Raw genomic sequence first — 22,346 nt, 5'->3', positions numbered from 1 at the left:
CCAATCGACGCAACTCGTACCCTAGGGTACGCTCGCCCACATGGCCAACGACGCAGTTGCGGGCAACGCGACCCGTGTGGCGCCGGCGGCCCAGGGCGACAGGGACGATCCCGTCCGCGCCGTCCTGGCCGCGTACACCCAGGACCTGATCACGGCGGTCGACGAGACCCTCTCCACCTTCCTCACCGCCGAGGTCGACGCACTCACCGAGATCGACGCGGCCATGGGCGGCTTCGCGTCCGCCGCACGCGAGGCCGTGCTGGTCGGCGGCAAGCGGATCCGCTCCACGTTCGCCTACTGGGGCTGGCGCGGAGCTGTCGGCGGCACCGAGCCCCTCCCACCGGTTCTGCCCGCGCTGGCCGCGCTCGAACTGCTGCACACCTTCGCGCTGGTGCACGACGACGTGATGGACGCCTCCACCACCCGCCGCGGCCGGCCCACGGCACACGTCGCGCTCGCCGCGCAGCACGTCGCCGCCGGCCACCGGGGCGACCCCGGCCGCTTCGGCGAGGCAGGCGCCGTCCTCATCGGCGACCTCTGCATGGTCTGGGCCGACAAGCTGCTCGCCCGCGCCACCATCACCCCGGCCCGGCTGTTCGAGGTCCGCCGCTGCTACGACCAGATGCGCGTCGAGACCGTCGCCGGTCAGTACCTGGACGTGCTCGGCGAGAACGACCCGACCAGCTGGTCCGTCGACCGGGCGCTGCGCGTGGCCCGCTACAAGACCGCCAGCTACACGGTGCAGCGACCGCTGCTCTTCGGCGCCTTCCTGGCCGGGGTGACCGCGGACGCCGCGCTCGTCACCGCGTACACCCGCTATGGCCTGGCCGTCGGCGAGGCGTTCCAACTCCGCGACGACCTGCTCGGCGTCTACGGCGACCCGGCGGCGACCGGCAAGCCGGCCGGCGACGACCTGCGCACCGGCAAGCCGACCACGCTGCTCATGCTGGCGCGGCAACTGGCCACGCCCGGCCAGCTCAAGGCCCTGGAGCAGGCCGACGGCGAGCCGATCGACCGGCTCGCCGACCTGGTCGCCGAGACCGGCGCGGTGGCCCGGGTGGAGCGGATGATCGCCGAGCGGGTGGGTGACGCCCTGGCCGCGCTCGACAGCGCACCCGTGGACCGGACGGCGCGCACCGCGCTGACCGGGTTGGCCACCGCCGCCACCAGCCGGCGGGCCTGATGAGCGATCTTCTCGAGGAGGTGGTCACGTGCGGACGGTGACGGGACGGACGGACCGGGTGGTGGTCGTCGGCGCCGGGCTTGGTGGGCTCGCCTGCGCACTGCACCTGGCCGGCAGTGGCCGCCAGGTGACCGTGCTGGAGCGCGAGCCGGTCCCCGGCGGGCGCGCGGGCCGGCTCTCCGTGGACGGGTACGAGTTCGACACCGGCCCGACGGTGCTCACGATGCCCGACCTCATCGCCGAGGCGCTCGGGGCGGTCGGCGAGGAGCTGCACGACTGGCTCGACCTCACGCCGCTCGACCCGGCCTACCGGGCGTACTACCCGGACGGCTCGACCCTCGACGTGCTCACCGACACCACGCGGATGGCGGCCGAGATCTCCCGGGTCTGCGGGCCACGGGAGGCCGACGGCTATCTGCGCTTCGTCGACTACGCCCGGGAGCTGTGGCGGCTGGAACGGGCCGACTTCATCGAGCGCAACCTGGACGCGCCCACCGACCTCATCACCGGCAACCTGCTGAAGCTGCTCACCGGTGGGGCCTTCCGCCGCCTCCAGACGAAGATCAACCAGTTCTTCCGGGACCCGCGCACCCAGCGGATCTTCTCCTTCCAGGCGATGTACGCCGGGCTCGCCCCGCACGACGCGCTGGCCATCTACGCGGTCATCGCGTACCTCGACTCGGTGGCCGGGGTCTACTTCCCGCGCGGCGGCATCCACGCGGTCTCCCGGGCCATGGCCGGCGCGGCCGAGAAGCACGGCGTGCAGATCCGGTACGACACGACAGTGACCCGGGTCCAGACCGCGAACGGCCGGGCCACCGGCGTGCTCACCGCCGACGGCGAGCTCGTGCCCGCGGACGTCGTGGTACTCAACCCGGACCTACCGGTCGCCTACCGGGACCTGCTCCCCGCCGCGCCCGCGCGACGCCTCACCTACTCACCCTCCTGTGTCGTCCTGCACGTCGGCTCGCGGCAGGGATATGCGAAGATCGCCCACCACAACATCCACTTCGGACGCGCGTGGAAGGGCACCTTCGATGAGGTCATCCGCAGGGGCGAGCTGATGACCGATCCGTCGCTGCTGGTGACCAACCCCAGCCGGACCGACCCGTCGGTGGCCCCACCCGATCGGCACACCTACTACGTGCTCGCACCCGTGCCCAATCTCGACCGGGCACCGTTCGAGTGGCGGGGCGACCTGACCAGGCGCTACGGCGATCAACTGATCGGCACTCTGGAGGAGCGCGGGTACGTCGGCTTCGGCGCCGGGGTCGAGGTGTTGCAGGCGATCACCCCCGCCGAGTGGGCCGAGCAGGGGATGGCCGCCGGCACCCCGTTCGCCGCCGCGCACACCCTCTTCCAGACCGGGCCGTTCCGCCCGTCGAACCTGCACCGCGACCTGTCGAACGTCGTCTTCGTCGGCTCCGGCACCCAGCCGGGTGTGGGCGTACCGATGGTGTTGATCTCCGGCAAGCTGGCCGCCGGCCGGATCACCGGAGAAGGCCGATGACCAGTCGCGAGGATCACCTCGTCGAGCTGGTCGACGACGCCGGACGAGCCCACGGCGACACCACGGTCGCCGCCGCCCACCAACCGCCCGGGCAACTGCACCGGGCCTTCTCGGTGCTGCTGATGGACCCGGACGGCCAGGTGCTGCTGCAACGACGGGCGGCGGTCAAGACCCGTTTCCCGTTGCGCTGGGCCAACTCCTGCTGCGGCCACCCCCGACCCGGCGAATCGCTTGCCGAAGCGGCCAACCGACGGCTGAAGGAGGAGCTGGGCACCGGCCCGGTCGAGCTGACCGAGGTCGGCGTCTACGTCTACTACGCCGAGGACCCGACCACAGGGCGGGTCGAGTTCGAGTACGACCACGTGCTGCGCGGCGAGTTTCTGCCCGCCGCGCCGCTGCGCCCCGACCCGGACGAGGTGGCCGAGCTGCGCTGGGCCGACCCGGCCGCCCTGGAGGCCGAACTCGACCGCGACCCCCGGTCGTACGCACCCTGGCTGGGCGGGGTGGTGAACCGTCTGCTGCGCCCCTCGGGTGCTCCGTCGGGCGCCCCCGGCTCGACCATGATCCCGTCCGGATCGTCGGCGGATGACGCGGCGGAGCGGTCGGGTGGCCGATGAGGCGCTGAGCGCGGGCGCCGTCGCGCGCCGGCTGGGGGTCGCGGTCACCACGCTGCGTACCTGGCACCAGCGCTACGGGCTCGGGCCCAGCGAGCACGTGCCCGGCCACCACCGCCGCTACACCCCGGCCGACCTGGCCCGCCTCGAAACCATGCGGCGGTTGACCGCCGAGGGCGTGAGCCCCGCCGAGGCGGCCCGGTGGGCGCGGCAGGCACCGGACCGTACGTCCGTGGACGCCGTCGCCCGGAGCCGGATCCGCCCGCCCGGACGCGACGGCGGGGGCGCCATCCCGGTGGGCCGCGCCGGCCCGGCCGCCCGAGGCCTGGCCCGCGCCGCCATGCGCCTGGACGCGGCGGCGATCAACGAGACCATCGCGCACACGATCGCCGCCAGCGGCGTCGTCGCCACCTGGGAGACCCTGCTGCGCCCCGTACTCGCCGGCATCGGTGACCGGCACGCCACCACCGCCGGCCTGATCGAGGTCGAACACCTGGTCTCCCGTTGCGTGTCGGAGGCCTTCGCCGCAGCCAGCCAGGCCAAAGCGCCCAGCGGCCCCGCCCGGATCCTGCTCTCCTGCTCCGACGAGGAGCAGCACACCCTCCCCCTGGAAGCGTTGGCCGCCGCGCTCGCCGAGGCCGGGGTGAGCTACCGGATGCTGGGTGCCCGCGTGCCGGTGGCCGCCCTCGTCGAGGCGGTCAACCGCACCGGTCCGGCGGCCGTGGTGCTCTGGTCCCACACCCGACCCACCGCCGACCCGGCCCAGCTCAGCGCGCTGCTCGCGGCACCCCGCCGCCCGCTGCTGATCCTCGCCGCCGGCCCGGGCTGGCGGGCCGACACGCTCCCCGCCGGGGTGGTCCGGCCTGTCGACCTGGCCGAGGCGGTCTCCCTCGCGGTGGCGGTCCGTGACTCGCTGGACCAGTCGCGGGAGGCGTGACCGGCCTGTCGGTCCCCGGGCCGCTTCCACTACCGTCGAGGAAGTCCGCCTGCCCAGACCCCCGGGAGCGAACAGATGCAAGCCCGCGCCGCCCTGGCGTCCGTCCTCGCCGTGGTGCTGGTCTTGTCCGGTTGCGCTCAGCCAGACAGCACCGTCCACGCCGCTGGCGGGCCGCAACCCGTCGAGTCGACCACCCCGCCCACCCCGCCCACCCCGACGCCGAAGCCCACCCGCACGAAGCCACCGAAGCCGCCGTTGCGACCGCTGCCGGCGAAGCTCCCGGCCGGGCTACGGCGCAACACAGGCGTACGTCCCGTCGCGCTGACCTTCGACGACGGGCCCAGCCCGGCCTGGACGCCGAAGGTGCTCGACCAGCTGCGGGCGGCCCACGTGACGGCCACCTTCTGCGTGATCGGTTTCGAGGCCCAGCGGCACCCGGAGCTGATCCGGCGGATCGTCCGGGAAGGCCATCAGCTCTGCAACCACAGTTGGCGGCACGACCTCGACCTCGCCCGCCGACCGGAGGCCGAGATCCGGGCCGACCTGGCCCGCACCAACAAGGCCATCCAGACGGCCTCCCCGGGCACGCCGGTGTCCTTCTACCGGCAGCCCGGTGGTCGGTGGACGCCCGAGGTCCTGGCCGTTGCGAAGGATCTCGGCATGCACCCGCTGCACTGGGCCGTCGACCCGCAGGACTGGGACAAGCCGACCGCCGACACGATCGCCAGGCGGGTCCACAACGCCGCGCGTCCCGGTTCCGTCGTGCTGCTGCACGACGGGGGCGGTAACCGGGGCGCGACCCTCGCCGCCTGCCCGCGCCTGATCGCCGACCTGAAGCACCGCTTCGGGATCACCCGACTCCGCTAGATTGGGCCTGACCTGCGGTTATGCGGTTCACAACGGCTTCAGCGATACCGATTTTGTCGTCCCGCCAGGCATCACGTATGCTTTCCAAGCCTCCGGCGGGGCCGGATGGGAGCAAGTCCGCTTGAAGTTGCGAATGTGCAATGATGGCGGGGCCGCCCTCATCGTCTAGCGGCCCAGGACGCCGCCCTTTCAAGGCGGTAGCACGGGTTCGAATCCCGTTGGGGGCACGACCGGCGCAAGCCGGAGCAACACAAGCTAGGTCCTGTGGAGCAGTTGGAGTGCTCGCCGCCCTGTCAAGGCGGAGGTCGCGGGTTCAAGTCCCGTCAGGACCGCAGCGCTGACGCCGCGCCTTGCGCGGCGTTCTGCGTATCGGAGCAGGTGACCCTGCCGGCGGTTCGTCCGGTTGGCAGGTAGCATGAGCCGAGCAACACGGCCAGGTAGCTCAGTTGGTACGAGCGTCCGACTGAAAATCGGAAGGTCGGCGGTTCGACCCCGCCCCTGGCCACATAGCCTTTCGCCGGGCTACAGGAGCGCCGACCAGCGGAAACGCGGTCGGCGTTCTGCTTTTTCTGCCCGCGCCGTGATCGCCCGGCCCGTCCTTGATCCACTCGGTTTCGGCGATATTGCGGTATCGCAGCGACCGGGATACCGCGATATCGCCGAACTCGAGTCGATCACCGCAGCCCAAGGCGTACGACGGCCTGCGCCGGCCGTGATCACTGATCGCGGCGGCCCTGGTGACGGTGCTGGGCCATCCCGCCCTGGATCGCCTCCCACACGCTGCGTCCCGCCTGCCGCAGGGTCTCCCCGGCCTGCTCGGCGAGTTGCGCCGCGCTCTGAGCTGCGGCATACGCCCCACCCGACACACCACCGCCGCCCTGGTCACCCTCGCCCTGGCCACCGCCGCCCTGGCCTGGACCGCTGCCGGCCTGACCACCACCGCCCTGACCGTCGCCACTCTGCCCGCCACGGCCTTGACCGCTGCCGGCCTGACCACCACGGGCCTGACCAATGCCGCCCTGACCGTCGCCACTCTGCCCACCACGGCCTTGACCGCTGCCGGCCTGACCACCACCGCCCTGACCACCACCGCCCTGACCACTGCCAGCCTGACCACCACCGGCCTGAGCACCGCCAGCCTGACCACTGCCGGCCTGACCACTACCGGCCTGACCACTACCGGCCTGACCACCACTGGCCTGACCACCACCGGCCTGAGCACCACCGGCCTGAGCACCGCCAGCCTGAGCACCGCCAGCCTGACCACCACCGGCCTGACCACCACCGCCCCGAGCACCACCGGCCTGACGGGCCTCGCCCTGGTCGCTGCCGCCAGCCCGGTTGCCGCTGCCGTGACCGCCGGCGGCTTGTCCGGCAGGCCTGCCACCACCGCCGCCCTGACCGCCCTGACCCTCGCTGGCGGGACCCCGGGACCCGCCAGGACCGGAGGGTGGCGAGCCACCCTGCTGATCGGCGGGCTTACCGGTCGACGAACCAGCCGGTGCGGGCCGGTCTTGCCGCGGACCGCCTTCCGGTTGCTGCCGGCCCTGGGCCTCAGGCGGCCGTTGCCCCTCGGACCCCTGCCCCGCCGAGTTCGGGTGCGCCTGCGCGGAGCCCCGATCGACAGGCCACCGGCCCTTCAGACGCGACTCCGGCGGCTGCCCCTCCGCCGGCCGGGACTCCGCCGGGCGGGCGCGCTGCGCTCGCGTCTGGTCGCCGAGTTCGCCTGGCAGGCCCGCCTGTCGGGCCAGTTCGTCGCGTACCCCGGAGTGCTGTGCCAGGGCGGTGACCCCGGCGGCGCCGGCGGCGGTCAACTGCTCGGTACCGCGATTGACGTCCTCGAGCGCGCCGCTGGCAGCTCGGGACAGGGATTCGATGACCTGCGGGTTGTTGTCGATCGTGTCAAGTGCCCGGCCCAGGAGTGCCACCAACGACTCCAGCCGTACCCGTAGCTGCGCCTCGGCGTGCACCCCGTCGATGTCCAACTCGACGCCGTGCAGGTGGACCCGTACGCCGGCGTCGAGCTGGAGCAGGTTGGCCAACCGGACGCGCAGCGAGATGTCGGCGTCGAGCCCGTCCACGGCGAGTCGGATCGAGTCGACCGAGACGTTCGGGATGTCGAGCAGGACGTCCGGATCCCCGGCGTCGACGTCCCGGTTCGGACTCCGCTGCTGCGCGTTCTCGCTCATGCTCTCCCGCTCCCGTACGCGGACCCGGTCCTCCGGGCCGTTCGGCGCGGTTACCCGCTTTCCGGCGGGGCATCCCGTCCGTGACGGCTCGGCAACCCACTGTCTGGAACAGAGCACCTCGCGAAGCTGCACACCGAGGCATCAGCCGGTATGGTCCGGGCCTATGGGACAGGGGATGGCTGATCCGGCCGACATCCGGCAGGACCTGGAGCGGTTCTCCTTGCGGTGCAGTCTCCTCGCCCCGGGTCCCGCCGAGCGGGCGTTCGCGGTCTTCACCGATGAGCTGACCGACTGGTGGGTCACCGAGTACACGTGGTCCGGTCCGGAGGCCCTCGCCGAGCTGGGCATGGAGCCACGGGCCGGCGGCATGCTCTACGAGATCGGCCCGTACGGCTTCCGCGCCGACTGGGGACGCGTGCTCACGTGGGATCCGCCGCGACGGCTGGTCTTCGCCTGGCAGATCGGTCCGGACCGGGTGCCGGTGCCGGACCCGGCGAAGGCGAGCGAGGTCGAGGTGCTGTTCCTTCCCGACGGGCCCGAACGGACCCGCGTCGAACTGGAGCACCGACACTTCGATCGGCACGGAGAAGCGGCCGAGGGATACCGCAAGGCGCTCACGGCGGGTTGGCACGAGTTGCTCACCCGCTACCTCACGACGGTGTCCCGCCCCTATCCCGCCGATCCGGCCTGAGCGTCGCCCGGGCCCGATCCCGATCCCGAGCGGCAGTCAGCGGTCAGCGGTCGAGTTGTCGACCGGCCCGGCTGCCATCCAGGCCCCGACCGCCCAGCTGCGCGCGGCTCCCGGCCTCCGCCCCGGAGCCGAAGCCCGTGCCGCCGAGCCGGCGCGCCGGTGCGGTTCGCAGTCGCGGGTACTCCTCGGTGAGTCGCCGCTGCACCCGGTCGGAGCGGTCGGCCAGCACCAGCGCCACCGACGGGCCACCCGACTCGCCGGCCGCCGCCGTCTCGGCCGCCCAGAGCCGACCCCCGATCACCTCCGCGAAGCCGGCGAGCCAGGACCGCCGGAAGGCGGCCGGATGGTCGTCGGCGGGCACCGCCGTGGCCGCCAGACCGTGCGCGGCCTGCACGAGCAGTGAGGTGAAGAGCAGGTCCACCCGTTCCAGGTCGCTGGCGAAGCCGAAGAGGTGCACCGCGAACCCGTTGCCCTGCCGGCGACGGACGCAGCGGCATCGCAGCGGTTCGGCGACGGCGGCGAGCAGGCCTACCTTGTCCCGGGCGTACGGGGCGACGATGTCGAGCACCCGGTCGCCGACCGGGTCGGTGGTCGGGTCCCGTACGGCGAGCAACGCCCTGTCGACGCCGTAGCGGGCGATCAACTCCGTCGCCTTGGCGGTGAAGGCCGCCGACTCGGCGGGCGTGCAGGCCGGGTCCTCGGCCTGGGCGAGCAGCTTGCGCACCTTGCTGAGCATGGCCTCGGACATGCCCACAGAGCTATCACACACGGCGGACGATCTGGGACCACGGCCACATTGATCGATCAGTATCATCGTCACGGCCAGCTCGACCGTCCAATACGGACTGTCAGTTAACCGTTTCCGGAGGCACGCATGTCATCCCCGACCGCCCGCCTGCTCGCCGTCGCCACTGCCGCCGCGCTGCTCGCAACCGGCGCACCCGCCCAGGCGGCTCAGGCCACTCAGGCCGCCGCACCGGCCGCGCAGGCCGCCGACTCCACCGACTTCACCTCGGGGCCGAACCTCTTCGCCCCGCTCGCCACCTGTTACGGCGGGGCGGTGCGCTCGTTCTTCCAGACCGGCGGCTACGGCGGCCAGGCCGGCCCGTACCGCACCACCAGCCGGTGCCGCGACATCAACGTGCGCAACGCCAGCGCGTACGGCACCGACGCCTGCGTGATCTTCATCGACAAGACCGGCAACTGCAACTACTGGACCTACCTGCCGGCCAACTCCGGCTGGATCACCGTGGCGACGAACGTCCGGGACGGGGTCAACTTCCGGGTCCGCTTCGAAACCGTCCGCTACGAGTACGAGCCGCTGGTCGCGTACCACGCCTTCTGAGCTGTCCGTGCGGGCGCGGCACCCCGCCGGGGCGCCGCGCCCGCCGAGGCGCGGTCAGCCGGCACGGCTGCGCAGGGTGGCGATCGTCGAGCCGGCGAGCGTGAGCAGGCAGTCGGAGAGCTGCCCGTCGGCGGCGGCCGCCCCGAACAGGGCCTCCCCGGTCGACACGTCCCGGTTGGCGTACGCGCTCACGAAGCGAGCCACCCAGCGGGTGTCGTAATCCGCCTGCTCGATGCCCGGGAAGTCCAGCGCGCATCCGCTGCTCGGCGGGGCGTCGCCGACCATCGTCGCCGCCAGACACCAGGCGACCCCGTACGCGCCGGGCAGGCCGGCCCGGTCGACGACCGCGTCGAACGCACCTGTCACCGCTTCCCCATCGCCGGCCAGCGCCGAATGGAGCACGGCGGTCGCGTCGTCGAACGTCTGCTGTGGTAGGTCCGTCACCCAGCGCACAGTAGGACGGGGGGTCAAGGCCCAGCATTTTCGTCACTCTGTGTGTTCGACGCGAGCGACCTGCGCATTTCGCCACCTCCACGGTCCCGCGGCCGGCCCCGGCACGCTAATGTGCGCAGCGGACCTTCGCCGGAGGAAGGACGACCATGCTCGTATCACGCCGCTCGCGGGTGGCCACATTGGCTGCCTGCGCGACGATCCTGCTCGCCACAAGCGCTTGCGGGGATGAAAAGGCCGAAGAGGGAAGCGCCCAACAGGTGCGCCTCTACGGCACGGACGGCAACATGCTCAACTCCTACCCAGCGGAGTTGAAGGAACGCGCGGATCTCGTCGACGGGATGAAGGGGACCACGCCACTCACCCAGCTGCCCGACGACTTCAAGAGCCGGCTACGGTCCGTCAATCCGGCGCTGACGGACTACCTGTACTCCGCCGAGACGTACGACGCTGTGGTGATCAGTGTGCTCGCCGCCCAACTGGCTGGCAGCACCGACCCGGCCGCCATCGCCAAGCAGATCGTCGGCGTGACCAACAACGGTCAGCGCTGCGAGGACCCTGCCACGTGCCTCGCGCTGGCCCGGTCCGGGCAGGACATCGAGTACCGCAGCGTCTCGCTGAGCCGTGCCGGCTTCACCGACAAGGGCGAGCCGGCCACCGCGAGCTACGCGACGCTGACCTTCGACGGCCAGCAGATCAACGACGGCAAGACCGAGTTTGTCGGCGCGGGCGCCGAGTCCGCTGCGAGCACCAAGACCCCGCCGAAGGCGAGGAAGCCGCGCCCCGGCAGCAACGACGACCAGCAGCCGCTGATCGTGGGTGGTCTGCTGCCGAAGACCGGCGACCTGGCGATCGCGTACCCGCCGATGGCGGCCGCCGCCGCGCTGGCGATCAGGGACATCAACGCCGCTGGCGGGGCGCTGGGCAAGCCGGTGACGTGGAAGGACGGCGACGACGGCACCAGCACGGCGGTGGCCAAGGCGACCGTCGCCAAGCACGTGGCCGACGGGGTCAGCATCATCATCGGCGCCGGCGCCTCGGGCATCTCCCGGGAGGTGCTGCCGGACGTCGTCCGCGCCGGCAAGATCCTCTTCTCGCCGTGCAACACCGACGCCAGCCTGACCGACATCGAGGACAAGGGCCTCTACTTCCGCACCGCCCCGCCGGACAGCCTGCAGGGTCGGGCGCTGGCCGACGTCGTCCTCCGTGACGGATCGCAGAAGATCGTCATCGTCGCCCGCAAGGACTCCTACGGTGAGGGCCTCCAGGCCACCGTCCGTGACGAGTTGGAGAAGGCCGGCATCCCCGCCGACCGACTCAAGCTGCTCACGTACGACCCTCCGGCCGACGCCAAGGCGGCCCCCGTGGACTTCACCGGCGGCGCGAAGGAGATCAAGGAATTCGGGGCGGACGCCGTACTCATCATCGGTTTCGGTGAGTCTGCCCAGGTGATCCGGGCGATCGCCGACTCCGGGATGCAGATCCGGCACTGAGCACCACCGCGGACCGCAGCGGCCGCACCGGCTTCGGAGCCGGTGCGGCCGTTCCGTGTCAGCGGGCCCGGCGGCGCTCCAGGAACTCGGTCATGCGGCGGTGCTTCTCCTCGTCCTCGAAGAGCACGGCCTGGCTGACCAGATCGAGCTGCGGATGTGCGGCGGCGGGTGCGTCCACCGCCAGTTTGGTGAGCCGCAACGCCAGCGGTGAGCCCTGCGCCATCTCGTCCAGCAGCCCGTGCGCCACCGCCAGCAGCTCGCCGGGCTCGTCCATCACCCGGTTCACCAGACCGATCCGCAGCGCCTCGGCGGCGTCCACCCGCCGGCCCGTGAACAGCAACTCCTTGGCCCGGCCCTCGCCGACCAGAGCGGGCAGCCGGTGGGTCGCGCCAGCGCCGGCCAGGATGCCCAACCGCACCTCCGGCTGGCCGAAGACCGCCCGCGCCGTGCACACGCGCAAATCACAGGCGTACGCCAGCTCCGCGCCACCGCCCAGCGCCGGACCGTCGACGGCGGCCACGCTCGGCATCGGCAACGCCCGGATCCGCGCGAAGGCCGCCGAGTTGATCGCCGCCAGGGCGTCCGCGCGGCCTCGATCGCGGAGCTGACCGATGTCGGCGCCACCGGCGAAGATGCCCTCGGCACCGCCGGTCAACAGCAGCAGTCGGGGGCGTGCCTCCAACTCGGCGCAGACCTGGTGCAGCTCGCCGATCAGGTCGGCGTCGATGGCGTTGCGCTTCTCCGGCCGGCTCAGTGTCACCACGAGCCGATCCGGCCGCTCCTCGATCCGCAGACCGCTCACCGTGCCCACCCTCCGTCGATGACCGCGCTCACCGCTTCACGCCGCCTTCCCAGTGGTAGAAGCCGTGCCCCGACTTCTTGCCCAGCCGCCCGGCGGACACCATCTCCACGAGCAGTTGCGGCGGCGCGAAGCGGTCACCGTACGCGGCCTGGAGGGTGCGGGCGATGTCCAGCCGCACGTCCAGGCCGACCAGGTCGGTGAGTTCCAGCGGCCCGATCGGGTGCCGGTAGCCCAGCACCATCGCCTTGTCGATGTCGGCCGGGCTGGCCACCCCGTCGGCGACCATCCGGATCGCCTCCAACCCGAGGGTGACCCCGAGCCGGGAGGTGGCGAAGCCGGGCAGGTCGCGTACGACGACGGGGTCCTTGCCGAGCCGGCCGGCGAGCGCGACGGCCGCCGCGGTCGTCTCCTCGGCGGTGGCCGGGCCGACCACGATCTCCAGCAGGGCCATCGCCCAGACCGGGTTGAAGAAGTGCAGGCCGAGGAAGCGCTCCGGCGCGTCCAGGCCCGCTGCCAACTCGCCGATGGCGATGCTCGACGTGTTGCTCGCGAGCAGGGCCGGGCTCAGGGTGGCGGCGTCCCGCAACACCGTGCGCTTGAGGTCGAGCCGCTCCGGCACCGCCTCCACGATCACCCCCGGAGCGGGGGCGACCTCGCCGAGGCTCGGGCGCAGCGTCACCCGCTGCCGGTTCGCTGCGGCCTCGTCGGCGGTCAGCTTGCCGCGCTGCACCGCCCGCTCCCACAGGTCGGCGAGCCGGGTCAGCGCTGTCGCGCCCCGCGCCGGATCCACCTCGACCAGCTCGACGGCGTGCCCGGCCCCGGCCGCCACGTACGCGATGCCGAGCCCCATCGTGCCCGCACCGACGACCACGAAACGATCGTTCATCACGCCTCCCTGTCCGCCCCGGTGGCGCGCGGGGTCCCCGCCACGCCGGCCCGGGTGCCCGGCCCGCTCCGCTCGCTCATGGTGCGACCCTAAACAGCACGACGACCCGCCGATGCGTGGGGGAGCGCGCGATCGGGTACGTACGGCCCGTCAACTCAAGGGAAGGACCGCATCGAGATGAGCCAGGCACCGGAGAGCGTCAGCACCGACTCCGAGATCGTGGAGACCCGGGGCGACGAGCGGGTCGACCTGCTGCGCGCCGACACCAACAACGACGGCAAGACCGACGTGTGGGTGGTGGACACCGACGGCGACGGTAAGGCCGACCTGTTCCAGTTCGACACCGACGGTGACGGCAAGGTGGACATCACCATGGTCGACATCGACGAGGACGGCACCCCCGACGAGGTGGTCGACGGCGATGGCGGCCTCCCGCCGGAGCAGCTGCCCCCGACCGTCCAGGTCTGATCTGCCGACAGAGGGCCCTCGACGAGGGCTCTCTGTCGGGTCAGGCAACGAGGCGCAGGGTGGCCAGGTAGTAGGGGGCGTCGCGGTCGTCCACATCGGTCAGCCGCCAGCCGCTGCCGCGCACCAGCTCGGCGAACTCGTCCGGCGAGCAGACCAGGTAGTCGAACCACCCGGTGCTCAGCTCCCGATAGCGCAGCCGGAGCCTCAACTGGCCACCGAACCGTCCCCGGCGACGGTTGAGCTCGTGGTAGCCGGTGTGCACCGGATCGGTGGTGCCGTACGGGTCTGTACCGTGCGCGATGATCTGCGCCCCCGGTCGTGCCAGCGCGGCGAGCGCGGCCAGGAAGCCGGGCGCCCGGTCCCTGCCCTCGAACAGCCCGAGGTTGTTGCCGAGCAGCAGGAACGTGTCGTACCGCTGGCCGTCGGCGACGTGCGTGTCCACCGTCCCGTGCACGAGCCGGCGTACGCCGCGACGCCTGCTGACCTCCAGCGCCCCTGCCGAGGTGTCCAGCCCGGTGACGGGTACGCCGCGCTCCTGGAGCAGCAGCGCGATCCGGCCGGCGCCGGTGCCGATGTCAAGCGTCTCGCCGCGGACCCGGTCCACGGCCCGATGGTCGTACGGCTGCCACTCTGCCGGCCCGTCCAGGTAGTGCGCCGCCGGGGCGCCGTTGATCAGACCGTCCTCCCGTTCGATGATCTCGATGACAGGTCGCGGCAGTCGACCACCGACCAGCGGCCGGGGCCCGACCCCGGTGGCCACGGCCAGTGTGTCCCGCAGCAGTTCCCCGAACACGTCACCGATTAGAGGCTCCCCCGTCACGCCGTTGATGCTATCCAGCCCTCGGAGGGCCGCACCGGTCGTATTCTGGCGGCGTGACCACGCTGGACCGACTGTCGGCCGAGAAGTACCTCCTGCTCACGACCTTCCGCAAGGACGGTCGGGCGGTGCCGACCCCGGTCTGGGCGGTCCGCGACGGTGAGGCGTTGGCGGTCTGGACCCGGGCCGACTCGGGGAAGGTGAAGCGGATCCGCCACAACGGCGAGGTGACCGTGGCCCCGTGCGACGTGCGGGGCCGGCCGCACGGGGCGGAGGTGCCCGCCCACGCGACGATCTCCGGTGGCAGCGACACGGGCCGGATCCGCGACCTGCTCAAGCACAAGTACCGGGTGATAGGTCGATTGAGCCTGCTCGGCAGCCGGTTGCGCCGCGGCGAGGGCGGCACGGTCGGCATCCGGGTCACGTTGACCGAACCGAAGGGCTGAGTCCGGGCATGGAAAGGGGCGGCGGACCGAGATCCACCGCCCCTACCGAAAAAACGTATGCCGCTCAGTCGCCCTGCCGCTGCTGCGGGATCTGACCCTGCAACAGCGCCCTGACCTCCGACTCGCGGTATCGACGGTGGCCACCCAGGGTACGGATGGCACTGAGCTTGCCCGCCTTCGCCCACCGGGTCACCGTCTTCGGGTCGACACGGAACATCGACGCCACCTCGGCCGGCGTGAGTAGCGGCTCTGGTTCGTGCGTTCGCGATGCCATCGGTCACTCCTCCACATGTATAGACATCGGCCGGGGTCCCGCCGGCCGACGCGTCTCCCATGGTCCGGCTAGTCCCCGATGTCCGACATGGGCCGAACGGATGAAGGTCCCTAGACGGACGGATGAACCATGCCCGATTTTTACGACTTTTACACGGCAGAAACTACCTTATTCGGACTCATGATCACGGTTCGTGATGCGTCAACTACGAGCACACCTCACCTTGGGAGCGCTCCTAGGGGCGAAATGCCTTAGTTGCACCGCTCCAGCAGCTGTACGGCACGCCAGCGGGCCACCAGCTTGTCGTACGCGGCGGACGCCTCCTCGGCCTCGCCCCGCGACAGCCCGGCAAGGCCGCCGGCGACCAGCTCGGGCGAGTCGTCCGCGGCGAGGGTCTCGTCGGAGAGCAGGTCGACCAGGCCGCCGTAGTCCAGCTCCACCACCGAGCGCGGGTGGAACTCCTCCAGCCAGCGGGCCGCCTCCTCCACCGCCTCGGTGATCGGCGCCTCGCCCACCGACTTGCGCAGCACCGACAACGCCCGCGACGAGCGGCGACGAGCCTTGGAGATCTCCGTCCGGTAGCGCAGCGCCCGCCGCCCCGGCTCGGTGACCTGATCCCGCTCCGCCGGGTCGAAGAGCACGAACCACCGCAGCGGGACACCCCACGTGGCGATCTGCTCGTGCACCCGTGGCACACCGTGCTCCAGCACCCGGGCGCCGCTGCGCCAGTCGTCGACGACCGCCCTGGCCTGCCCGGCGAGCACCGGCGGCACGAACGCGTCGGCCAGCACCGCAGGCACCCCGTCCCGGGCGTTGAGCGCCGCCTCGGCGACCCGGATGCGCAGGTTCCAGGGGCAGACCAGCAGGCCGTCGTCCGTCTCCAGGACGTACGCCTCCTCGGGCAGGTCCGGCAACCGGGTCCAGCCCGCACCCAACGCCTCGATCACCGCCGTTCGCTGGCGGCCGGGACCCTCGACCGGGGCGACCGCGCGCCCTTCCGAGGCGTAGCGGCGCCAGTAGCTCTGCCGGTCCCTGTCGAAGGCGGTCAGCGGCTCGTACACGCGCAGGTAAGAAGCGAAGAGCGACGGCACCGCGCGATCCTCCCACGAACCGCACCCGTACGGAGCCAGCGGCCGGACCACGTGCGCCGCAACGTGGGACGACGGTGGCACGTCGGGCAGCCGCACGGCGGCCGATACTAGGCTCGACCGCACCGGCAGCATCCCCGCCGGCGTCCACCAGGTCCGCGTCCCACAAGGAACGCACACCACTGTAGGAGCCAGTCATGGGCGTATTCGCGAGCACCGACGACCCGGTATCGACAGGTCACGAACAGGTCGTCTTCTGCCAGGACAAGCAGAGCGGCCTGAAGGCGATCATCGGGATCTACTCCACCGCGCTGGGGCCCGCGCTCGGCGGCACCCGCTTCTACCCGTACGACAGCGAGGACGACGCGCTCGCCGACGTGCTCGACCTGTCCCGCGGAATGGCGTACAAGAACGCTCTCGCCGGCCTGGACCTGGGCGGTGGCAAGGCCGTCATCTGGGGCGACCCGGAGGAGATCAAGAGCGAGGCGCTGCTGCGCGCGTACGGCCGCTTCGTGGAGTCGCTGGCCGGCCGCTACTACACCGCCTGTGACGTCGGCACCTACGTGGCCGACATGGACATCATCGCCCGCGAGACCAGGTACGTGACGGGCCGCAGCGTGGAGCACGGCGGCGCCGGCGACTCGTCCATCCTGACCGCGTGGGGTGTCTTCCAGGGGATGCGGGCCGCCGCCGAGCACGTCTGGGGCACGCCGAGCCTGCGTGGCCGGCGCGTCGGCGTCGCGGGCCTCGGCAAGGTCGGCAAGTACCTGACCGGGCACCTGCTGGAGGACGGCGCCGAGGTGGTCGCCACCGACGTCAACCCGAAGGCCCTGGCCTGGGTACGCGCCAACCACCCGCAGGTCACCCTGGTGGACGACGCCACCGCGCTGGTCGCGGCGGACATCGACGTGTACGCCCCGTGCGCGCTGGGTGGCGCGCTGAACGACGACACGGTGCCGGCGCTGCGCGCGAAGGTGGTGACCGGAGCGGCGAACAATCAGCTCGCGCACCCGGGCATCGAGAAGCTGCTGGCCGACCGGGGCATCCTCTACACGCCGGACTACGTGGTGAACGCCGGCGGCGTGATCCAGGTGGCCGACGAGATCGAGGGCTTCAACTTCGAGCGGGCGAAGCTGCGGGCCACCCGGATCTACGACACCACTCGCGAGATCCTGCACCTGGCGGACGCCGAGGGCGTGCCGCCGGCGGTCGCCGCGGACCGGCTGGCCGAGCGGCGGATGGCCGAGGTCGGTCGCCTGCGCGCGATCCACCTGCGCTGACCATCCGGGGGCGGAGGCGGATCGACCGGGATCCGCCTCCGGGCCTCTCGCGCCGGCCCGACTCGGTAAGCTGAAGCCGGGTCAAGTTTGGCGTGTTTTGTCCGGTGTCACGGGTGCTCTTCGTTCCGCTCCTTACCAGGTACACTGGGTGACGGCCGGATCGCCGCGACGCGCAGAGCCGGCTGACGGTAACCCGAGGTGCCGAACGATGGCATCCCCATGTACCGTAAGAGCCACGAGAGATGCCTGACGTCATCGGGGCCCGCCTTCGGGCTGCCCCGCATTCTGTGCGAGGGGGTCGAGCCATGGGGCGCGGCCGTGCTAAGGCCAAGCAGACGAAGGTGGCCCGGGAGTTGAAGTACCACTCCCCGAACACCGACCTCACCGCCTTGCAGCGCGAACTGGCGGGTGCTGGTAAGTCTGAGCACCACTTCGACGACGACTCAAAAGAGTTCGTCGACGACGATGATGAGAATCACGCGGACGACGACCCGGATCCCTGGGTCCGACCGACCCGCTGACCTCTCGACGCAGCTGAGCACGCGGTAAGCCCCGCGTGCTCACGCATGTGCCCATCGGGAGCGAGATCGGTGCGATCATCAGGGGCCTGCCCTGGCCGGAGGTCACTCCGACCGGCCGACAGGCCCCTGATCACCGTCGGCCTCAGCGCGGCCGGTTGTTCCAGTTGTAGAAGGTCGGGATGTTTTCGAAGTGGTTCCAGGCGCAGACCGCGCTGACGCCGTCTCCGCCCGACACCTCCGCCCGCAGCCGCCGTGCGTCCTCGGCCTCCTGGAGCAGCGCGACGAGCCCGGGGGCGGCCTCCCGCACCCGCTCGGTGACTCCGTCCGGGGCGTCGTCCGCTTCGCGCTCAGGCCGCCGGTGACTGGTGGTCTCGGGCATGCTCCAACACTCCCTCCAATAGGCGGATCTTGCTGTTGCGGCAGTGCTCGGTCTCCGTACCGTCAAAACGCCCCAGCTCGAAGTAACGGTTGGCGGCATGACCGCCACCACAGAAGCCGAAGTACGGGCACGACGCCCGGCACGCCTCCACGCCCGTGAGGAACTCGCCCACCCAGGGCGTCGACGCCGCGTCCGTCAGGATCCGGGCCAGTGGGGTGGCCAGCACGTTCCCGCTGCTGAAGTCCCCGTAGTGCGGATCGGTGAAGCCCGCCAACTCCGGCGAGAGCACGGTCACCGAGCCGTCGTGCCCGATCGTCGGGATCGGGTCCAGCCGACGGGGCAGGACGCCGTCCGCCGCGCCGTCGAGCACCGCCGCCGCGTACCGCAGCGACCACTCGACCTCGCGCAGGTGGATCCGGGGCTCCTTGCGCCAGGCCGACACCAACTCGGCCCAGAACGCCGTCACCGCCGCAGCGTCGTGGCTGTTGTCGCGGGTGTTGACGCCCTCGGTCTCCTCGATGTTGATGCCCAGCACGTCGCAGCCCAGCCCGAGGAAGTAGTCGTACAACTCGGCGGCGAGCCCCGGCGCCGGCCGGGACACCACGGCCAGCGCCGAGAAGGGCAGTCCGTGCCGGCGCAGCGCCGCCACACCGCGCAGGATCCGGTCGTACGCCGGCTGACCCCCGCGGTTGACCCGGTCGCCGTTGCGTTCGGCGGGCCCGTCCACGCTCACGCTCACCCGCACCTCGTGGCGGGCGAAGAAGGCGCACCACTCGTCGTCGATGAGCGTGGCGTTCGTCTGCACGTGGTGCTCGACCTCGGGCCCGAAGGGCGCGATCAGGTCCGCCAGGTGCTCCCGGCCGGCGGCAAGCGGCTCGCCGCCGTGCCACACGACGGAGAAGCGACCGGCCGCCGCCCACGGGTTGACCGCCGCCGCCACCGCCTCGGCCACCGGCACCGGCATCCGCCGGTCAACGGCTCGAAACGGCAGGTAGCAGTAGGCGCAGTCGAGGTTGCAGAGGGTCGTCGGCTGCATGACGACGTACGACGGGACCGCGGCCAGACCGCGCATCCCGCTGAACGACACCTCACCAGCAGCCATCACCCTCCTCCGCCCAGCCCGAGCCCCTCAGGCTAGGCGGCACTGGCCACTCGGGTGAAGCCCTGATCAGGTGCCCGTACGATCACCGGAGCGTGATCAGCCGCGAGTGTGCTGACCCACCATCTGCACGTTGCCGGTGCCCTCGATGATCTCGCCCGCCTGCCACGCCTCGACCCCACGGCCGGTAAGCGTCGCCAGGGCCCGGTCGGCGTCCTCGGCCGAGACGATCGCGAACATGCCGACGCCCATGTTGAAGGTCGACTCCATGTCGTGGTCGTCGATCCGGCCCTTCGACTGGATCAGGTCGAAGATCGGCTGCGGCTTCCAGGTGGACCTGTTGACCACCGCGTCGACGTGCTCCGGCAGCACCCGTACCAGGTTGCCGGGGATGCCGCCGCCGGTGATGTGGGACAGCGCCCGCACCTCGGCCTCGGCGATCAGCTTGAGGCAGTCCTTGGCGTAGATCTTGGTCGGGGTGAGCAGCTCCTCGCCCAGGGTCCGCTGCCGCCCGAAGTCGTCGATCACGATGTCCAGACGCATCCGGGCGGCGCCGAGCAGCACGTGCCGGACCAGCGAGTAGCCGTTGGAGTGCAGACCGGAGGAGCGCATGGCGATGACGACGTCGCCCACCTCGACCCGCTCCGGGCTGAGGATGTCGGCTTCCTCGACCACGCCGACGCCCGTCGCCGAGATGTCGTACTCGTCCGGGCGCAGCACACCGGGGTGCTCGGCGGTCTCCCCGCCCAGCAGCGCGCAGCCCGCGTACCGGCAGCCGTCGGCGATGCCCGCGCCGATCTCGGCCACCTTGTCCGGAACGACCTCGCCGGTGGCGATGTAGTCGAGCAGGAACAGCGGCTCGGCGCCACAGGCCACCAGGTCGTCGACGACCATCGCGACCAGGTCGATGCCTACCGTGTCGTGGATGTCCATCTGCTGGGCGATCACCAGCTTGGTGCCCACACCGTCGGTGGAGGACGCCAGGATCGGGCTCTTGTACTTCTTCGTGTCCAGCCGGAACAGGCCGGCGAAGCCGCCGAGGTCGCCCAGCACCTCCGGGCGGCGGGTCTCGCGCACCTTCGACTTGAGCAGCTCCACGGCGCGGTCGCCCGCGTCGATCGAGACCCCGGCGTCGGCGTACGAGACCGAGCGTTTACGGGTCTGCCGACCGGCACCACCCGTCCACGGCTGGTGGTCGCCGCCGGCGCCCGTCGGGCTGCTTCCTGCGCCGCTGCGCTCGGACACGTGCGTCACGGTTCTCCCCTTTGTGGTTCTCGGTGCCGCGCCGGCGGTGGCCGGGCCGCGCCGGTTGGTGCTACGGGCGGTTTGCGGTCACGCCACCCGGAGTGGCGACGAGCGGGCCGAAGCTGTCCGGGGCTTCCGGCGTCGCGTCGGCGACCCGGCGGCCCATCCCTTCGAGCACGTGCTTGCCGATCAGGTTGCCGGCTGGCAGCTCGATCGGGTACTCCCCATCGAAACACGCCCGACACAGCCGGGTCTTCGGCTGCTCGGTCGCGGCGATCAGGCCGGGAAGCGATACGTAGCCCAGCGTGTCGGCGCCGATGGAGCGCCGGATGCCGTCGTTGTCCAACCCGTTGGCCAGCAGCTCCGCCCGGGTGGCGAAGTCGATGCCGTAGAAGCATGGCCAGCTGACCGGCGGCGAGGAGATCCGGACGTGCACCTCCAGCGCCCCCGCCTCGCGCAGCATCCGCACGATGGCCCGCTGCGTGTTGCCGCGCACGATCGAGTCGTCCACGACCACCAGCCGCTTGCCGCGGACGTTCTGCCGCAGGGGGTTGAGCTTGAGGCGGATGCCCAGCTGACGCAGGGTCTGCGACGGCTGGATGAAGGTGCGACCCACGTACGGGTTCTTCATCAGGCCGGCGCCGTAGGTGATGCCGGACGCCTCGGCGTAACCGATCGCGGCCGGCGTGCCGGACTCGGGCACCGGGATGACCAGGTCGGCCTCCACCGGGTGCTCCTTGGCCAACTGCCGGCCGATCTGCACCCGCGCCGCGTGCACGTTACGCCCGGCGATTGTCGCGTCCGGGCGGGCGATGTAGACGTACTCGAAGAGGCAGCCCTTCGGCTCCGGCGCGGCGAACCGCGTGGAGCGCAGCCCCTCCTCGTCGATCGCGATCAGCTCACCGGGCTCGACCTCACGCACCACGCTGGCGCCGACGATGTCCAGCGCGGCGGTCTCGCTCGCCACCACCCAGCCACGCTCCAACCGGCCGAGCACCAGCGGGCGGACGCCGTGCGGGTCGCGGGCCGCGTACAGCGTCGACTCGTCCATGAAGACGAAGCTGAACGCTCCGCGCAGCTGCGGCAGCACCTCCAGCGCGGCCGCCTCGACCGACAGGTCCGGACGGCTGGCCAGCAGCATGGTCACCAGCGAGGTGTCGTTCGTCGAGCCGTCCGCGACGAGGCCGCGCTCGGCGACCTCCTTCTCCAGCTCGGCGGTGTTGACCAGGTTGCCGTTGTGGGCCAACGCGATGGTCGTGCCGGAACTCGTCGACCGGATGGTCGGCTGGGCGTTCTCCCAGTTGGAGGCGCCGGTCGTGGAGTATCGGGCGTGCCCGATCGCCAGGTGGCCGCGCAGGCTGGCCAGGGTGGGCTCGTCGAAGACCTGGGCCACCAGGCCGAGATCCTTGTAGACCACCACGCCCGAGCCATCGCTCACCGCGATGCCCGCGGCTTCCTGCCCGCGGTGCTGTAGGGCATAGAGGCCGAAGTAGGTCAGATTGGCGACCTCTTCACCTGGGGCCCAGACGCCGAAGACGCCGCAGGCGTCCTGGGGGCCGGGTCGTTGGGGGTCAAGGTCGTGGCTCAGCCGGCCGTCGCCTCGGGGCACTACCGCTCCCTCACGCTGGTCTGGACCGGCCTGGCGGGGATCACGGTGCGGATCCACACTCCTCGGCCGGGACCACTGTCGTCGCCTGACAGTGTACGCGAGTCACCGTCAATACAGATAGTCACGATTTCCCTGCCGAGAGTTACGATCACT

General features: G+C 71.6%; 24 protein-coding genes and 3 tRNA genes. 16 read left to right on the top strand and 11 right to left on the bottom strand.

The window, feature by feature from the left end; translation table 11 throughout:
- The first annotated feature begins 40 nt into the window (after nt 1-40).
- The 10 genes from AB0K10_RS08305 to AB0K10_RS08260 all read left to right on the top strand — a co-directional run bounded on the left by AB0K10_RS08305 (nt 41) and on the right by AB0K10_RS08260 (nt 7,991).
- Nucleotides 41-1,183 carry a polyprenyl synthetase family protein gene (locus AB0K10_RS08305; protein ID WP_363681167.1) on the top strand — a complete coding sequence of 381 codons (1,143 nt, stop codon included), beginning with the start codon at nt 41-43 and terminating at the stop codon, nt 1,181-1,183.
- Nucleotides 1,184-1,211: 28 nt separating this feature from the next.
- A complete protein-coding gene (crtI, locus tag AB0K10_RS08300; RefSeq protein ID WP_266247882.1) occupies nt 1,212-2,693 on the top strand; it encodes a phytoene desaturase family protein in 1,482 nt (493 codons plus the stop codon).
- Nucleotides 2,690-3,310 carry an isopentenyl-diphosphate Delta-isomerase gene (gene idi / locus AB0K10_RS08295; protein ID WP_363681165.1) on the top strand — a complete coding sequence of 207 codons (621 nt, stop codon included), beginning with the start codon at nt 2,690-2,692 and terminating at the stop codon, nt 3,308-3,310. The genes crtI and idi overlap by 4 nt, the downstream gene beginning before the upstream one ends.
- Nucleotides 3,300-4,244 carry a MerR family transcriptional regulator gene (locus AB0K10_RS08290; RefSeq protein ID WP_363681431.1) on the top strand — a complete coding sequence of 315 codons (945 nt, stop codon included), beginning with the start codon at nt 3,300-3,302 and terminating at the stop codon, nt 4,242-4,244. Before idi ends, AB0K10_RS08290 begins: the two co-directional genes overlap by 11 nt.
- 75 nt (nt 4,245-4,319) lie before the next feature.
- Entirely contained in the window at nt 4,320-5,111 is a 792-nt protein-coding gene (locus AB0K10_RS08285; RefSeq protein WP_363681163.1) for a polysaccharide deacetylase family protein, read from the top strand.
- A gap of 154 nt (nt 5,112-5,265) precedes the next feature.
- Nucleotides 5,266-5,338, top strand: a tRNA-Glu gene (locus AB0K10_RS08280).
- Between the two features lie 31 nt (nt 5,339-5,369).
- A tRNA-Asp gene (locus tag AB0K10_RS08275) sits at nt 5,370-5,443 on the top strand.
- Nucleotides 5,444-5,542: 99 nt separating this feature from the next.
- A tRNA-Phe gene (locus tag AB0K10_RS08270) sits at nt 5,543-5,616 on the top strand.
- 232 nt (nt 5,617-5,848) lie between these two features.
- Nucleotides 5,849-7,063: a hypothetical protein gene (locus AB0K10_RS08265; RefSeq protein ID WP_363681161.1), complete on the top strand. Its 1,215-nt coding sequence runs from the start codon at nt 5,849-5,851 to the stop codon at nt 7,061-7,063.
- 400 nt (nt 7,064-7,463) lie between these two features.
- Entirely contained in the window at nt 7,464-7,991 is a 528-nt protein-coding gene (locus AB0K10_RS08260) for an SRPBCC family protein (RefSeq protein ID WP_363681159.1), read from the top strand.
- A gap of 43 nt (nt 7,992-8,034) precedes the next feature.
- Here the strand turns inward: AB0K10_RS08260 and AB0K10_RS08255 are convergent, their stop codons facing one another.
- Entirely contained in the window at nt 8,035-8,739 is a 705-nt protein-coding gene (locus AB0K10_RS08255) for a DUF2786 domain-containing protein (RefSeq protein ID WP_363681157.1), read from the bottom strand.
- A gap of 126 nt (nt 8,740-8,865) precedes the next feature.
- Here AB0K10_RS08255 and AB0K10_RS08250 point away from each other — a divergent pair, with 126 nt between their 5' ends.
- Nucleotides 8,866-9,336 carry a hypothetical protein gene (locus AB0K10_RS08250; RefSeq protein WP_363681155.1) on the top strand — a complete coding sequence of 157 codons (471 nt, stop codon included), beginning with the start codon at nt 8,866-8,868 and terminating at the stop codon, nt 9,334-9,336.
- A gap of 54 nt (nt 9,337-9,390) precedes the next feature.
- Here AB0K10_RS08250 and AB0K10_RS08245 read toward each other — a convergent pair whose 3' ends face one another.
- Nucleotides 9,391-9,780, bottom strand: coding sequence for a hypothetical protein (locus tag AB0K10_RS08245; RefSeq protein ID WP_363681153.1), 390 nt, complete (start codon nt 9,778-9,780; stop codon nt 9,391-9,393).
- 155 nt (nt 9,781-9,935) lie between these two features.
- Here AB0K10_RS08245 and AB0K10_RS08240 point away from each other — a divergent pair, with 155 nt between their 5' ends.
- Nucleotides 9,936-11,279 carry an ABC transporter substrate-binding protein gene (locus tag AB0K10_RS08240; RefSeq protein ID WP_363681151.1) on the top strand — a complete coding sequence of 448 codons (1,344 nt, stop codon included), beginning with the start codon at nt 9,936-9,938 and terminating at the stop codon, nt 11,277-11,279.
- Nucleotides 11,280-11,337: 58 nt separating this feature from the next.
- Here AB0K10_RS08240 and AB0K10_RS08235 read toward each other — a convergent pair whose 3' ends face one another.
- Together AB0K10_RS08235 and AB0K10_RS08230 are read right to left on the bottom strand one after the other, a co-directional pair.
- Nucleotides 11,338-12,081, bottom strand: a complete 744-nt coding sequence (locus AB0K10_RS08235; RefSeq protein WP_363681149.1) for an enoyl-CoA hydratase/isomerase family protein — start codon at nt 12,079-12,081, stop codon at nt 11,338-11,340.
- 28 nt (nt 12,082-12,109) lie between these two features.
- A complete protein-coding gene (locus AB0K10_RS08230; protein WP_363681147.1) occupies nt 12,110-12,967 on the bottom strand; it encodes a 3-hydroxyacyl-CoA dehydrogenase family protein in 858 nt (285 codons plus the stop codon).
- Nucleotides 12,968-13,144: 177 nt separating this feature from the next.
- On the opposite strand from AB0K10_RS08230, the gene AB0K10_RS08225 reads away from it, so the two are divergent.
- Nucleotides 13,145-13,435 (top strand): hypothetical protein, encoded by a 291-nt coding sequence (locus AB0K10_RS08225; RefSeq protein WP_363681145.1) that lies wholly within the window; start codon nt 13,145-13,147, stop codon nt 13,433-13,435.
- Nucleotides 13,436-13,475: 40 nt separating this feature from the next.
- Here AB0K10_RS08225 and AB0K10_RS08220 read toward each other — a convergent pair whose 3' ends face one another.
- Nucleotides 13,476-14,255, bottom strand: coding sequence for a class I SAM-dependent methyltransferase (locus tag AB0K10_RS08220; RefSeq protein WP_363681143.1), 780 nt, complete (start codon nt 14,253-14,255; stop codon nt 13,476-13,478).
- A 53-nt stretch (nt 14,256-14,308) separates the two neighbouring features.
- Between AB0K10_RS08220 and AB0K10_RS08215 the strand changes: the two genes are divergently transcribed.
- Nucleotides 14,309-14,698, top strand: coding sequence for a PPOX class F420-dependent oxidoreductase (locus tag AB0K10_RS08215; protein WP_363681141.1), 390 nt, complete (start codon nt 14,309-14,311; stop codon nt 14,696-14,698).
- Between the two features lie 64 nt (nt 14,699-14,762).
- On the opposite strand, the gene AB0K10_RS08210 is transcribed toward AB0K10_RS08215, so the two are convergent.
- Complete coding sequence (locus tag AB0K10_RS08210) at nt 14,763-14,972, bottom strand: BldC family transcriptional regulator (RefSeq protein WP_007073996.1); 210 nt, start codon at nt 14,970-14,972, stop codon at nt 14,763-14,765.
- A 251-nt stretch (nt 14,973-15,223) separates the two neighbouring features.
- On the bottom strand, nt 15,224-16,063 hold the full coding sequence (locus AB0K10_RS08205; protein WP_363681139.1) for a hypothetical protein: 840 nt from the start codon (nt 16,061-16,063) through the stop codon (nt 15,224-15,226).
- Between the two features lie 194 nt (nt 16,064-16,257).
- Between AB0K10_RS08205 and AB0K10_RS08200 the strand changes: the two genes are divergently transcribed.
- Together AB0K10_RS08200 and AB0K10_RS08195 are read left to right on the top strand one after the other, a co-directional pair.
- Entirely contained in the window at nt 16,258-17,340 is a 1,083-nt protein-coding gene (locus AB0K10_RS08200) for a Glu/Leu/Phe/Val dehydrogenase (RefSeq protein ID WP_363681137.1), read from the top strand.
- A 305-nt stretch (nt 17,341-17,645) separates the two neighbouring features.
- Nucleotides 17,646-17,861, top strand: a complete 216-nt coding sequence (locus tag AB0K10_RS08195) for a DUF3073 domain-containing protein (protein WP_007454329.1) — start codon at nt 17,646-17,648, stop codon at nt 17,859-17,861.
- A 142-nt stretch (nt 17,862-18,003) separates the two neighbouring features.
- Here the strand turns inward: AB0K10_RS08195 and amcA are convergent, their stop codons facing one another.
- The 4 genes from amcA to purF form a co-directional block, all read right to left on the bottom strand.
- Nucleotides 18,004-18,240 carry a multiple cyclophane-containing RiPP AmcA gene (gene amcA / locus AB0K10_RS08190; protein ID WP_007454327.1) on the bottom strand — a complete coding sequence of 79 codons (237 nt, stop codon included), beginning with the start codon at nt 18,238-18,240 and terminating at the stop codon, nt 18,004-18,006.
- Nucleotides 18,209-19,312, bottom strand: a complete 1,104-nt coding sequence (gene amcB, locus AB0K10_RS08185) for a cyclophane-forming radical SAM peptide maturase AmcB (RefSeq protein ID WP_363681429.1) — start codon at nt 19,310-19,312, stop codon at nt 18,209-18,211. The genes amcA and amcB overlap by 32 nt, the downstream gene beginning before the upstream one ends.
- A 126-nt stretch (nt 19,313-19,438) precedes the next feature.
- Entirely contained in the window at nt 19,439-20,593 is a 1,155-nt protein-coding gene (purM, locus tag AB0K10_RS08180) for a phosphoribosylformylglycinamidine cyclo-ligase (RefSeq protein WP_363681135.1), read from the bottom strand.
- A gap of 61 nt (nt 20,594-20,654) precedes the next feature.
- Nucleotides 20,655-22,193, bottom strand: a complete 1,539-nt coding sequence (gene purF, locus AB0K10_RS08175) for an amidophosphoribosyltransferase (protein ID WP_363681133.1) — start codon at nt 22,191-22,193, stop codon at nt 20,655-20,657.
- Nucleotides 22,194-22,346: the final 153 nt, after the last annotated feature.

Source organism: Micromonospora sp. NPDC049274 (genome assembly GCF_040678875.1).
GTDB lineage: Bacteria > Actinomycetota > Actinomycetes > Mycobacteriales > Micromonosporaceae > Micromonospora.
Note: the sequence above shows the minus strand (reverse complement) of the source record. Positions and strands in the feature narration are given on the sequence as shown.

What these genes read in the sequence shown, in the direction of transcription:
- AB0K10_RS08305 (WP_363681167.1), top strand. Translation starts at nt 41, where the DNA reads ATGGCCAACGACGCAGTTGCGGGCAACGCGACCCGTGTGGCGCCGGCG.
- idi (WP_363681165.1), top strand. Translation starts at nt 2,690, where the DNA reads ATGACCAGTCGCGAGGATCACCTCGTCGAGCTGGTCGACGACGCCGGA.
- AB0K10_RS08285 (WP_363681163.1), top strand. Translation starts at nt 4,320, where the DNA reads ATGCAAGCCCGCGCCGCCCTGGCGTCCGTCCTCGCCGTGGTGCTGGTC.
- AB0K10_RS08260 (WP_363681159.1), top strand. Translation starts at nt 7,464, where the DNA reads ATGGGACAGGGGATGGCTGATCCGGCCGACATCCGGCAGGACCTGGAG.
- AB0K10_RS08255 (WP_363681157.1), bottom strand. Translation starts at nt 8,739, where the DNA reads ATGTCCGAGGCCATGCTCAGCAAGGTGCGCAAGCTGCTCGCCCAGGCC.
- AB0K10_RS08250 (WP_363681155.1), top strand. Translation starts at nt 8,866, where the DNA reads ATGTCATCCCCGACCGCCCGCCTGCTCGCCGTCGCCACTGCCGCCGCG.
- AB0K10_RS08240 (WP_363681151.1), top strand. Translation starts at nt 9,936, where the DNA reads ATGCTCGTATCACGCCGCTCGCGGGTGGCCACATTGGCTGCCTGCGCG.
- AB0K10_RS08230 (WP_363681147.1), bottom strand. Translation starts at nt 12,967, where the DNA reads ATGAACGATCGTTTCGTGGTCGTCGGTGCGGGCACGATGGGGCTCGGC.
- AB0K10_RS08225 (WP_363681145.1), top strand. Translation starts at nt 13,145, where the DNA reads ATGAGCCAGGCACCGGAGAGCGTCAGCACCGACTCCGAGATCGTGGAG.
- AB0K10_RS08210 (WP_007073996.1), bottom strand. Translation starts at nt 14,972, where the DNA reads ATGGCATCGCGAACGCACGAACCAGAGCCGCTACTCACGCCGGCCGAG.
- AB0K10_RS08200 (WP_363681137.1), top strand. Translation starts at nt 16,258, where the DNA reads ATGGGCGTATTCGCGAGCACCGACGACCCGGTATCGACAGGTCACGAA.
- AB0K10_RS08195 (WP_007454329.1), top strand. Translation starts at nt 17,646, where the DNA reads ATGGGGCGCGGCCGTGCTAAGGCCAAGCAGACGAAGGTGGCCCGGGAG.
- amcA (WP_007454327.1), bottom strand. Translation starts at nt 18,240, where the DNA reads ATGCCCGAGACCACCAGTCACCGGCGGCCTGAGCGCGAAGCGGACGAC.
- amcB (WP_363681429.1), bottom strand. Translation starts at nt 19,312, where the DNA reads ATGCGCGGTCTGGCCGCGGTCCCGTCGTACGTCGTCATGCAGCCGACG.